This is a genomic window from Aminobacter sp. Y103A, assembly GCF_030294925.1.
In the GTDB taxonomy this organism is placed as follows: domain Bacteria; phylum Pseudomonadota; class Alphaproteobacteria; order Rhizobiales; family Rhizobiaceae; genus Aminobacter; species Aminobacter ciceronei.
In genome coordinates, this window is sequence record NZ_AP017986.1 from 937,320 (window position 1) to 949,692 (window position 12,373).

The following is a 12,373-nucleotide window of genomic DNA, read 5'->3' on the forward strand; positions in this document are numbered from 1 at the left end:
TGAAGGCCTGATCTCCCCCCTTGTGGGGGAGATGCCCGGCAGGGCAGAGGGGGGTGGGAGGGAACGAGACCTTGGCCGGTTGGCATGCAGCTGTCCTTGATCCCTGTTTGTTCCAGATTTCGCTTGGCGCAGCCTGATCGCCGCGCTAGGCATGAGGCGTGACGAGCCAAGCGCGACTGGAGCCGAATTCGACTGCCGCGATGCTGCCGGAGCCATTCCTGCGATGGTTCGCCGAGCGCGGCTGGTCGCCGCGTGCCCACCAGCTCGACCTGCTCACCAGTGCCCAGCAGGGCAATTCGGTGCTGCTGATCGCCCCCACCGGTGCCGGCAAGACGCTGGCCGGTTTCCTGCCTGCGCTGACCGATCTGGCGATCCGGCCGAAGAGGCGTCCCGGCGAGCCGCAACGCGGCGTGCATACACTGTACATTTCACCGCTCAAGGCGCTTGCCGTCGACATCGAACGCAATCTCGGCAGGCCTGTTGACGAGATGAACCTGCCGATCACGATGGAGACGCGCACCGGCGACACGCCGCAGCACAAGCGCACGCGCCAGAAGCTGTCACCGCCGGACATATTGCTGACGACACCCGAGCAACTGGCGTTGCTGATCGCATCGCCCGACGCAGACCGCTTCTTCAACGGGCTGCGCTACATCGTGCTCGACGAACTGCATTCGCTGGTCACCTCCAAGCGCGGGCACCTCTTGTCGCTCGGGCTGGCGCGGCTCAGGGCCTACGTGCCCGACCTGCAGGCGATCGGGCTGTCGGCGACGGTGGCCGAGCCGGACGAGCTCCGGCGCTGGCTGGTCAGGCAGAATCCGGCAGGCGAGATGGCCGACCTCATCACCGTGTCGGGCGGTGCCAGGCCAGAGATCACGATCCTCGATTCCGAGGAGCGTGTGCCGTGGTCGGGGCATTCGGCGCGATATGCCATTCCCGAAGTCTATGACGCGATCCGCCGGCACCAGACGACGCTTTTGTTCGTCAACACCCGGAGCCAGGCCGAGCTGTTGTTCCAGGAGCTGTGGCGCGTCAACGACGACAATCTGCCGATCGCCCTGCATCACGGCTCGCTCGACGTCGGCCAGCGCCGCAAGGTCGAGAAGGCGATGGCCGACAACGTGTTGCGTGCCGTCGTCGCAACCTCGACGCTCGATCTCGGCATCGACTGGGGCGACGTCGATCTCGTCGTCCATGTTGGCGCCCCCAAGGGCGCGAGCCGGCTCGCCCAGCGCATCGGCCGCGCCAACCACCGGATGGACGAGCCGAGCCGGGCGATCCTGGTGCCGGCCAATCGTTTCGAGGTGCTGGAGTGCCGGGCCGCACTCGAGGCCAATTATCTCGGCGCGCAGGACACCCCGCCGCTGATCGACGGCGCGCTCGACGTGCTGGCCCAGCATGTGCTGGGCTGCGCCTGTGGCGCGCCCTTCGTCGCAGACGAGCTTTACGCCGAAGTAACATGTGCTGCTCCCTATGCCGGGCTAGACCGCGACAGTTTCGACCGCGTCGTCGATTTCGTCGCCACCGGCGGCTACGCGCTGCGCAGCTACGAGCGCTACGCCCGCATCCGCAAGACCAAGGATGGTAAGTGGCGGGTGTCCAATCCGCGCATTGCCCAGCAATACAGGCTGAATGTCGGCACCATCATCGAAGCGCCGATGCTGAACGTCCGTTACACCAGGGCCAAGGGCAAGGTCGGCGCGGGCACGGCAGCAGCACTGACCCTGCGCGGCGGGCCGGTGCTCGGCAAGATCGAGGAGTATTTCGTCGAGACACTTTCGGTGGGCGACATGTTCATGTTCGCCGGCAAGGTGCTGCGCTTCGAGGGCATCCGCGAAAATGAGTGTTATGTCTCGACGGGCGGCGCCGGCAACGTTCTGGTGCCGTCTTATGCCGGCGGCAAGTTTCCGCTGTCGACCTATCTCGCCGACCAGGTGCGCGGCATGCTGGCCGACCCCGCGCGCTGGAAGGCGCTGCCTGAGCAGGTCGCAGACTGGCTGCGCATCCAGCAGGAGAAGTCGGTGCTGCCGCGCAAGGAGGACCTTCTGATCGAGACTTTTCCACGCGGCGAGCGCTTCTACATGGTGGCCTATCCCTTCGAGGGGCGGCTGGCGCACCAGACGCTCGGTATGCTTCTGACCCGCCGGCTGGAGCGCATGGGCGCGCGGCCGCTGGGCTTTGTCGCCACCGACTATTCGCTGGCCGTCTGGGCGCTGGGCGATCTGGGGGCGATGTTCAGGGCGAAAGAACCGTCGCTGGGCGAACTGTTCGACGAGGATATGCTGGGCGACGACCTCGAGGCCTGGTTGGCCGACAGCTGGCTGCTCAAGCGCACCTTCCGCAACTGTGCCGTCATCGCCGGGCTGATCGAGAAGCGGTTTCCCGGCCAGGAAAAGAGCGGCCGACAGGTGACTGTTTCAGCCGACCTCATTTACGACGTCTTGCGCAGCCATGAGCCCGACCACCTTCTGCTCAAGGCGACGCGGGCGGATGCAGCCAGCGGGCTGCTCGATGTCAGGAGGCTTGCCGAGATGCTCTCGCGCATCCGCGGCCGAATCGTGCACAAGATGCTCGACCAGATTTCGCCGCTGGCGGTGCCAGTGATGCTTGAGATCGGCAAGGAGCCGGTCAATGGCGAGGCGCACGACTCCCTGCTTCTGGAGGCGGCGGATCTGATCGATGAGGCGATGGGAAGCGCATGAACATAGCCGCGCGCGAACTGACCAGGGCAGGCTGCGAGACGATCGCGGTCGCTGGCGTGCGCGCCGCCTGCGACTGGCGCGGCGTGGTGCATTTCCCTGAGCTCGACCTGCTCGTCGTCTCCGACCTGCATCTGGAGAAGGGCTCTTCGCACGCCCGCCGCGGCCGGCTGATCCCACCCTATGATACGGCAGCGACGCTTCAACGCCTGGCCGTGGTTGTGGATGACTACCAGCCGCGCACAATCGTCAGCCTCGGCGACAGTTTCCATGACGGCGAGGGCGCGGCGCGCCTGCCCGAACCATTCCGTGACAGCCTGATGGCGATGATGGTTGGGCGGAGCTGGTTCTGGATATCAGGCAATCACGACCCCGACGCGCCCGACGATCTGCCGGGCGAAACGGTAGAGGAATTGGCGGTCGCAGGCCTGGTGTTCCGCCACGAGCCGTCGAAGGGCCATGCCGAGGGCGAGGTCGCCGGCCACCTGCACCCCTGCGCCCGCATCGTCCAGCGCGGCCGCTCGGTCCGTCGCCGCTGCTTCGCCAGCGACGGAATGCGCCTCATCATGCCCGCCTTCGGCGCCTTCACCGGCTCGCTCAACGTGCTCGACCGGGCCTATCGCGGCATGTTCCGGGAAGGGGCGCCGACGGCTTACATGATCGGGACGAGCCGGGTCTATCCGATTGCAGGGTCGCTGCTCAGGCCGGGTTGATGTCGTTTTGACTGCTCGGCAGTCGCTCCTTGCCGTTCTCCAGGTCTTGCCAGTGACGGTGTAGGCTCACCGCGAATTCTGCGCTGCAAAACAGCCACCGCGGAGGGGAGCAACAGGGCGTCCGACGCCGGTGTCGAGGACTGCCGCCATATCAGGCACGGAAGCATCGGAAGAGACGGCACGCGGCCCTCAAACGTAAAACGACCCGGCACGGTCTCCCGCGCCGGGTCGTTTCGTCAACACGCAGTCGCCTTGTTAGCTGGCAGCACTTGCCTGCACGGCGGTGCGCTCAGCCAGGAGCTGGCGGACGACGGCCATGTGGTTGTTCAGTTCGCCGATCGCCTCATCGAGCAACTGGCGCTGCTTCTGCAGGCGACCGAGCTGCTTGTCCGACTTGTCGAGCGTCAGGCGCAACTGCTTGGCGTTGGTGCCGGTCGGGTCGTAGAGGTCGATCATCTGCTTGACGTCGCGCAGCGAGAAGCCGACCTTCCTGCCGAGCAGGATAAGCTTCAGCCGGGCGCGGTCGCGGCGGGTGTAGAGGCGCGTCGCACCTTCGCGCTTGGGGTTGAGCAACCCCTTGTCTTCGTAAAAGCGCAAAGTACGGAGCGTTACGCCGTACTTCTTTGCCATTTCGCCGATGCGGACATAGTCCTCGCCGGAGAGATTGTTTTCATTGGCCGCAACATCGGCGACCGATACAAGTTTCATCATCTACTCTGCTATCCCCAATTGCGAGCAATGGCGGCAGGGCCGGCCGGTGCTCTGATGGAAGCCGGAGGGGGCAAGGCTTCCGATCGTGGTTTCTACGTAAATGCTACAAAAAGACGGCGATCTGTACACGTCTTACGTTTACGTAAATGCTATAACGATCTGGCCTACCCTACGCAAGGGAAATCTGGCCGAACCGACCGCCAAGGCGGGAACACAACGTCGCACTTTCTTAAGCTTGGTTAAGAGCTTGTTTACCACGTTGAGGGAAATGTAGCCGTGTCGGTTTCCCCCGTGGTCATCATGTACCGAATTGTTCACGGTTTCGGAAGGCGGCGAAATGCCCGAGGAGCCAAAACCCGCGGCAAATCGCAGCCTCCGTCCCGGCAAGGCTTGAGACTTCTGGTTCCGGCACCAGCACTCTGACCAACGGGCGATTCGATGAACAGCAAGCGGTCCTATCTCGATTCCCTCAATGACGGCAGGCAGCGCCGCCCGCTTGCCTCGCTCGACGAGCTCAATCGCTCGCTCGAAAATCTCGAGGCTCGGCTTGAGCGCCAGCGCAACGAGCAGCGCGATGCGCCTGCCGAACCGTATCGCGCGCCACAGCGCCATGCGCCGCCTGCCGGCTACACGCCGCGCGGCGAATATGGCCGCACCACACCCTATGAGCGCCCTTACCAGGCGATCGCCCGCGACATCGACCGCGCCCGCGGCCAGGAAGATGGCGTTGCCGCCGTCGGCAAGATCGCCGGCGAGCTCCGCGCCCTGCGTGAAGAGATGCGCCACCAGATGAGCACCGGGCTGCAGCGCGAATTCGACCTCCTGCGCAAGGACATCGACCGCGCCAGCCAGTCCGGCGCCGTCGGGTCGCAGGCCGTCGAGCTGGGCCTCGAGCTGGAGCGCCTGTCGGGCGCTATCCACACGCTCGCCGAACGCAGCGACGACAAAAGCGTCAACACGCTGCGCCTCGAACTCGAGCAGGTCCGCCGCTCGCTCGGCGAGCTGGCGCGCGAGGAGACCGTGCTTTCGGTCGACCGCCGCTGGGACGAGTTCGACCGCCGCTGGGACGCATTCGCCGACCGCATGTCGGAAGATGCTCGCCAGCGTCCCGAAGATCCGGCGCTTGCTGCCCTTGCCGGCCGCCTCGAACAGATCAACGACGCCGTCAACAACCTGCCCGAATCGCTGTCGCTGCTGTCGATCGAGGACAAGGTCCGCACGCTTGCGGGTGCGGTCGAGCAGTTCGTGCGCCAGCGCGACAGCCATGGCGACGAGATGTTCAGCCTGATCGACGAGCGCCTCGACGAAATCTCGCGCGCCATCGTCGCCTCGACGGTCGCCGCCCAGACGCCGCACTTCAACCCCGAGCCGTTCGAGCGGATCGAGGTGCGCATTGCGGCCCTTGCCCATCAGATCGAAGAGATCACCGCGGAGCAGCCGACCGCCGAGATCATCGACCGCCTCAACACACTGTCCGAGCGTGTCGACGACATCGCGCAGCGCAGCGACATCCCCGAGCAGGCTGTCGAGCGTCTGACGCGGCAGATCTCGCTGATCGCCGACAAGATCGAGCGCACGCCCGCTGCACCTGACGCCGGCCTGATCTTCCAGGGCATCGAACAGCGCTTCGACGCCCTGGCCGACGTGTTCGAGCGCCGCCAGGGCGATGCCTTCGAACATGGCAACACATTGTTCCGTGACCTCGAGCGTCGCCTCGAAGACCTGGGCGAGCGCCTCGATCGCCAATCGGCACAGCCCGCCGCCGATCATTCCGGCATCATGGAAGCGATCGATGCGCGCTTCACCGCCTTCGCCCAGCGCCTCGAGACCAATCGCCCCGACCCGGCGAATGAACTGGCGATGCGCGGGCTCGAAGCCCGGCTGGACGACATCTCCAACCGTCTGGAAATCTCGGCGGCACAGGTGGCGAGTATCGACCCCGACCTGATCCGCGGTCTCGAAGCCCAGGTCAGCGAGCTGTCGAACCATCTGGCGCGGCCTGGCTCGCCGCTGCCCGAGTTCGCAGACGTCCGCCCGCGCCTCGAGGAAATCGAGCGCGCGATTTCTGGCAATCATCATGCGCTGGTCGAAGCAGCCCGCCAGGCCGCCGAGGACGCGGTGCGTTCCTTCTCCGGCTCGACCACCGAAATCGCCGCGGTGACCGGCCTTGCTCAGGACCTGAAGGCGCTCGAAGCGCTGACCCGTCGTTCCGACGAGCGCAACGGCAAGACCTTCGAAGCGATCCACGACACGCTGCTGAAGATCGTTGACCGGCTTGGCTCGATCGAGACCAGCGAAGCGCCGGCGCCTGTCGAAGCCCCGCCCGCTTCCGTCGCAGAACTGCTGTCGACCACCATGCTGTCGCCGGCGCCGAAGCTTTCACTCAGCGAAACGCCGTCGCTGCAGCCGGAAGCGCCGGCACCGCTGCCCGAGGCCAATCACACGTTCGGTCGTCGCGCCAGTGACAGGCCCGACGACGATCGCCCGGCGCGCAGCCCGGCCCAAGCCGCCGCCGAAGCCGCTGCGGCAGTTGCAGCCCTTGACGGTGTCCGCACCGAAAAGAAGGAGCAGAAGCCGGCCAGAACTTCGATGCTGAGTGGTCTCGCCCGCGCTTTCACCAGCAAGAAGGCCAAGCCGCAGCCGCCGGTCGTCGAAGCTGCCGAACCCGTCGTCGAGGCACCGGCGCCCGGCATGGCGCTCGACGCGCCGCTCGATCCCAAGATTGCCAACCGTCCGCTGGAACCCGGTTCGGGCGCGCCCGACCTCAACGCCATCATGCGCCGCGTCCGCGACGAACGTGGCGACACGGTGCGCCCCAACGAGCCCGACGCTTCGAAGTCCGACTTCATTGCCGCCGCTCGCCGTGCCGCCCAGGCCGCGGCCGCTGAGGCGGATGCGGCCAAGCGCAGTTCCGACCTCAAGGGCCCGGTGCGCGCGCTGCGGATCGGCGACCTGATCAAGTCGCGGCGCAAGTCGGTGCTGATGGCCGTCGGCGCCGTGATGCTGGCGCTCGCCGGCATGCAGCTCGGCAAGGCCTTTATCAGCGACCCGATCGAGACGGCAGGCGTCACCGTCGCTCCGGCGGCATCGCAACCGGTCCAGACGGCAGCCGTGGTGCCGGCAAAGCCGGTTGTGACAGCAGCTGCGCCTGTCCGCAATGTCGACAAGCCGGAGACGGCGAGCGCGACCGTCGCCGAGCCCGAGCAGATCGCCGACGTGTCGGTCGACCAGTTGCCCGCCGCTGCCGCGCTCGACAAGACCAGCACCCAGTCGATACCGGCACAGCCTGTAACCACCGAGACCATCAAGCCCTCCGTCACCCCGGCAGCCTTCATGCCCGAGGCCGTTGGACCGGAGGCGTTGCGCCAGGCAGCGAACGCCGGTGACGCCAAGGCGCTGTACGAGATGGGCTCGCGTTATGCCGAGGCGCGTGGCGCCAATGCCGACATGAAGGCAGCATCGCAGTGGTATGAAAAGGCCGCCGAGCTCGGCTTCGCGCCGGCACAATACCGCATCGGCAACATGTACGAGAAGGGCACCGGCGTCGAACGCGATGCCATCAAGGCTAAGACCTGGTACCAGCTCGCGGCTGCCCAGGGCAACGCCAGCGCCATGCACAATCTGGCGGTGCTGTTTGCCATGGGTGCCGACGGCACTGTCGACAACGACTCGGCCAATCGCTGGTTCACCAGCGCCGCCGAACTTGGCATCAAGGACAGCCAGTTCAATCTCGGCATCCTTGCTGCCAAGGGCGTCGGCATGAAGCAGAACCTCGAAGAATCCTATAAGTGGTTCGCCATTGTCGCCAAAGAGGGTGACAAGGATGCCGCAGCCAAGCGCGACGAGATCGCCAAGGCGCTCAGCCCCGAGCAGCTCAAGCGCGCCGAGGAGACGACGGCACTGTGGCAGCCCAAGCAGCTCGACGCGGCCGCCAATTCGGTCGTCGTGCCGGCTGCCTGGCAGGATGCACCGGCCGCCAACATCGACATGAAGCGGGCGGTGCAGAACATCCAGGCGATCCTCAACAAAAACGGCTACGAAGCCGGCAAGCCCGATGGCATGATGGGTCAGAAGACCAAGGACGCGATCATGGCCTTCCAGAAGGACAATGCGCTGGCGCCCACCGGCACTGTCGACGAGCCGCTGGTCGAGGCGCTCCTGGCGCGCAAATAGTTAGCCACAGCTGATATCAGGTGACCCGCCTTTACCGGCGGGTTAACTGATTGAGTTATTTTTCGTTTTGTGTCCGGTGAAGTTTGACTTCGCCGCAATGTCGGCGCAAGTACCCGGTAGCCAACAAGCTCCCAGGGATGGGCGTCGGCAACAATTCGATTTGCAGAGTCTGACGGGTGGGCATTTATCTCCCGATTGCTGAGATGTCGGTCAATGTGTTCGTGCTCCTGGCGATGGGTGCGGCGGTCGGCTTTCTGTCTGGTATGTTCGGGGTCGGCGGCGGTTTCCTGATCACGCCGCTTCTGATCTTCTACAACATCCCGCCCGCCATCGCTGTCGCCACCGGCGCCAACCAGGTCATCGCCTCGTCCTTCTCCGGCGCGCTTGCCCATCTCAAGCGCGGCACGCTCGACTTCAAGCTCGGCACGGTGCTTTTGATCGGCGGCATCGCAGGTTCCGCCGCCGGCGGCTTCGTCTTTGCGCTGCTGCGCGCCATAGGCCAGCTCGACCTGTTCATCTCACTGCTCTACGTCGTCTTCTTGGGCACCGTCGGCGGGCTGATGCTGATCGAAAGCGTCAATGCGCTGCGGCTCACCAAGGGCGGCGTGCCGCCGGCCCTAAAGAAGTCGGGCCAGCACAACTGGATCCACCGCCTGCCCTTCAAGATGCGCTTCCGCACCTCGAAGCTGTTCGTCTCGGTCATCCCGGTGCTCGGCATCGGCGCCGGCATCGGCTTCCTCTCCGCCATCATGGGCGTCGGCGGCGGCTTCATCATGGTGCCGGCGCTGATCTACCTGCTCAAGGTGCCGACCAATGTCGTCGTAGGCACCTCGCTGTTCCAGATCGTCGTCGTCTCGGCCTTCACCACCTTGGTGCACTCCTCGACCAACCAGACCGTCGACATCATCCTGGCGCTGGTCCTGATGGTCGGCGGCGTTGCCGGCGCCCAATACGGCGCCAAGGCCGGCCAGAAGCTGCGCGGCGAACAGCTGCGCGCGCTGCTCGCACTGCTGGTGCTGGCGGTCGCCTTGCGCCTCGGCTTCGACCTGTTCGTCAAGCCGCAGAACCTCTATTCGCTGACCGGCGTGAGCGGGCTGTTGTGATGCGGGTCGCGGCATATCTCGCAGCCCTGATGCTCGCGGCAGCGGGGCCAGTGCGCGCCCAGGAGCCGGCGCATCCCGAAAGCATCCAGATCGGGCTCTCGACCGACCGTGTCGCCATCACCGCCGACTTCGCCGGTGCCGACCTCACCATCTTCGGGGCGCTCGAAAACGCCGACCCGCTGATCAACCGCCAGGGCCGCTACGACGTCTATGTCGTGCTCGAGGGTCCGGCGCGGCCGGTGGTGGTGCGGCGCAAGAGCCGCGTGCTCGGCATGTGGATCAACACCCAGTCCGAGACCTTCGTCAACGTGCCGATGTCCTATTCGGTGGCGACCACCCGCCAGCCGCAGGACATCACCGATCCCAACAACTACCGCCAGCTCTCACTGGGCGCCAACAACATCTACATGGAGCCCGAGGACAAGCGCGACAGCCCGCTGACCATCCAGGAGTTCACCGAGGCGCTGCGCGAGCGCAAGCTGGCGACCGGGCTCTACTCCGACAATATCGGCGGCGTGCAGTTCCTGTCGCAGAGCCTGTTCCGCGCCACGCTGCACCTTGCACCCAACGTGCCGGTCGGCACCCACAAGGCGCGTGCCTTCCTGTTTCGCAACGGCATCTTCATCAAGGAAACCTCGGCCCAGCTGGCCATCGTCAAGTCGGGCTTCGAGCAGACCATCTTTCGCTTCGCCACCGACCACGGCTTCGGCTACGGCCTCTTTGCCATCGGGCTGGCCATGCTCACCGGTTGGCTCGGCAGGATCATCTTCAGGAAGGACTGAAGGGGAGGCCAAGCTCTGTGCTTCCGCTCGGTGGTCGCCGGCACTCGACGGCTGACTGGCTATCGCATCCTCATATCGGCAAGTCCGGCACCGGCGTTGTCACGGCGACATTGGCAAGGGCGGAAGCAGCCAAGCAGCAGGCGCCTGCGCCTTTCCGCCCGGCCAGCGCCTGCTCAGTGCTGACGACCTCCTAAAAAGCTCAAAACGCAAGGAAAATTTCGCCGAATTGCGGATTCGCAAAAATTGACGTTTACGCAAACGTCAATTTTTGCTAATCGCGGTTCGACAAGCGGTTCCCCGTCGCATACCGTCTGGCCGGAACCGGCTCACATTTGCTGGAGGAAGAGCAATGCCGACATTTCGCGCGCCGGTCCAAGACACACTTTTCGTGCTCAATGACGTGCTCGGCTACGAGCGCTACAGCAACCTCGCCGGCTTCTCCGACGCCAGCCCGGACGTGCTGGAGGCGATCCTCGCAGAGGGCGCCAAGCTCGCCGAAAACGTCATGCATCCGCTCAACCGCGTTGGCGACATGGAGGGCTGCGTCCGCAACGACGATGGCTCGGTGACGACGCCCAAGGGCTTCAAGGAAGCCTTTGACCAGTATCGCGAAGGCGGCTGGATGGGGCTGGCCGTACCAGTCGAGCACGGCGGGCAGGGCCTTCCCTACACTGTTCATTCGGCTGTCGGCGAATACATGTCGGCCGCCAACATGGCGCTGATGATGTATCCCGGCCTGACGCAAGGCGCGATGGCCGCGATCCTCGTCCATGGTTCGGACGAGCAGAAGGCGACCTGGCTGCCGAAGATGGTCGAGGGCACCTGGACCGGCACCATGAACCTGACCGAGCCGCATTGCGGCACTGATCTCGGCCTGCTCCGCTCCAAGGCCGTGCCGAATGGCGACGGCTCATATCGGATCTCCGGCCAGAAGATCTTCATCTCGGCGGGCGAGCACGACATGTCCGAGAACATCATCCATCTGGTGCTGGCCCGTATCGAGGGCGCGCCGGAAGGCGTGAAGGGCATCTCGCTGTTCATCGTGCCGAAATTCAAGCTCGACGCTTCGGGTAACCCCGCCGCGCGCAACACCGTTTCTTGCGGCTCGATCGAGGAGAAGATGGGCATCCACGGCAACTCGACCTGCGTCATGAATTATGACGAGGCCGAGGGTTTCCTGATCGGCGAGGCCAATGGCGGCCTGAAGGCGATGTTCACGATGATGAACGAGGCGCGCCTCGGCGTCGGCCTGCAGGGCCTGGCGGTTTCCGAAATTGCCTATCAGAACGCCGTCGCCTATGCCAAGGACCGCATCCAGGGCCGCTCGCTGACCGGGCCGAAGGCGCCTGACAAGAAGGCCGATCCGATCATCGTCCACCCCGACATCCGCCGCAAGCTGATGACCATGAAGGCCTTCAACGAGGCCGGCCGGGCACTGGTGCTGTGGACCGCCATCAATTCCGACGTCGCCCACCGTTCCGAGGACGGCGCCGAGCGCCAGGCTGCGGACGACCACATGGGCTTGATGACCCCGATCGTGAAGGGTGTGCTGACCGACAAGGGCTTCGAGCATGCCGTGATGGCGCAGCAGGTTTTCGGCGGCCACGGCTACATCGAGGAGCATGGCATGAGCCAGTTCGTGCGCGATGCCCGCATCGCCATGATCTATGAGGGCGCCAACGGCGTGCAGGCGCTCGACCTCGTCGGCCGCAAGCTCGGCCTCAATGGCGGCCGCGCCGTGCAGGCCTTCTTCAAGGAGGTCGGCGAGTTCTGCGAGGCCAATCGCGGTGACGAGCAGATGGCGCCTTACACCAAGGCGTTGAAGAAGGGCCTTAACGACCTGCAGGCAGCGACCATGTGGCTGGTGCAGAACGGCATGGCCAATCCGGACAATGCCGGTGCCGCCTCGACCGACTATATGCATCTCTTCGGCCTCGTCGCGCTTGGCTACATGTGGGGTCGGATGGTCAAGTCGGCGCAGGACAAGCTGGCAACAGGCGCCAATGGTTCGGCTGATTTCTACGAAACCAAGCTGGTGACGGGGCGCTACTTCATGGAGCGCGTCATGCCCGAGACCTCGGTGCATCTCGCGCGCCTGTCGACCGGTTCGGCGACGATGATGGCGCTCGCCGCGGAGGCGTTCTGATCGAAGACCTGGCGGCCGTTCGCGGCCGCCTGGCAATTGCGGCGTC

The 12,373-nt window shown here is 65.1% G+C and carries 7 protein-coding genes; 6 read left to right on the forward strand and 1 reads right to left on the reverse strand.

Annotation, left to right across the window (positions count from 1 at the left end; genetic code table 11):
- Positions 1-200: 200 nt before the first annotated feature.
- Both Amn_RS04580 and pdeM read left to right on the forward strand, forming a co-directional pair.
- Positions 201-2,702, forward strand: coding sequence for a ligase-associated DNA damage response DEXH box helicase (locus Amn_RS04580; RefSeq protein ID WP_286297844.1), 2,502 nt, complete (start codon positions 201-203; stop codon positions 2,700-2,702).
- The gene (gene pdeM / locus Amn_RS04585) at positions 2,699-3,412 is read left to right on the forward strand and encodes a ligase-associated DNA damage response endonuclease PdeM (protein ID WP_154386926.1); all 714 of its coding nucleotides are present in this window, start codon (positions 2,699-2,701) and stop codon (positions 3,410-3,412) included. The genes Amn_RS04580 and pdeM overlap by 4 nt, the downstream gene beginning before the upstream one ends.
- Positions 3,413-3,667: 255 nt before the next feature.
- Here the strand turns inward: pdeM and Amn_RS04590 are convergent, their stop codons facing one another.
- Positions 3,668-4,120: a MerR family transcriptional regulator gene (locus tag Amn_RS04590; protein WP_067967102.1), complete on the reverse strand. Its 453-nt coding sequence runs from the start codon at positions 4,118-4,120 to the stop codon at positions 3,668-3,670.
- Positions 4,121-4,561: 441 nt separating this feature from the next.
- Between Amn_RS04590 and Amn_RS04595 the strand changes: the two genes are divergently transcribed.
- From Amn_RS04595 to Amn_RS04610, 4 genes are all read left to right on the forward strand, one after another.
- Complete coding sequence (locus tag Amn_RS04595; RefSeq protein ID WP_286294940.1) at positions 4,562-8,296, forward strand: peptidoglycan-binding protein; 3,735 nt, start codon at positions 4,562-4,564, stop codon at positions 8,294-8,296.
- Positions 8,297-8,472: 176 nt separating this feature from the next.
- A complete protein-coding gene (locus tag Amn_RS04600) occupies positions 8,473-9,399 on the forward strand; it encodes a sulfite exporter TauE/SafE family protein (protein WP_067963116.1) in 927 nt (308 codons plus the stop codon).
- Complete coding sequence (locus Amn_RS04605; protein WP_263008076.1) at positions 9,399-10,181, forward strand: TIGR02186 family protein; 783 nt, start codon at positions 9,399-9,401, stop codon at positions 10,179-10,181. Before Amn_RS04600 ends, Amn_RS04605 begins: the two co-directional genes overlap by 1 nt.
- Before the next feature lie 349 nt (positions 10,182-10,530).
- The gene (locus tag Amn_RS04610; RefSeq protein ID WP_286294941.1) at positions 10,531-12,327 is read left to right on the forward strand and encodes an acyl-CoA dehydrogenase; all 1,797 of its coding nucleotides are present in this window, start codon (positions 10,531-10,533) and stop codon (positions 12,325-12,327) included.
- Positions 12,328-12,373 lie beyond the last annotated feature (46 nt).

Bases quoted from the DNA above. Each gene is read 5' to 3' on its own strand.
- Amn_RS04605 (WP_263008076.1), top strand. From the start codon at position 9,399: ATGCGGGTCGCGGCATATCTCGCAGCCCTGATGCTCGCGGCAGCGGGG.
- Amn_RS04580 (WP_286297844.1), top strand. From the start codon at position 201: ATGCTGCCGGAGCCATTCCTGCGATGGTTCGCCGAGCGCGGCTGGTCG.
- pdeM (WP_154386926.1), top strand. From the start codon at position 2,699: ATGAACATAGCCGCGCGCGAACTGACCAGGGCAGGCTGCGAGACGATC.
- Amn_RS04590 (WP_067967102.1), bottom strand. From the start codon at position 4,120: ATGAAACTTGTATCGGTCGCCGATGTTGCGGCCAATGAAAACAATCTC.
- Amn_RS04610 (WP_286294941.1), top strand. From the start codon at position 10,531: ATGCCGACATTTCGCGCGCCGGTCCAAGACACACTTTTCGTGCTCAAT.
- Amn_RS04595 (WP_286294940.1), top strand. From the start codon at position 4,562: ATGAACAGCAAGCGGTCCTATCTCGATTCCCTCAATGACGGCAGGCAG.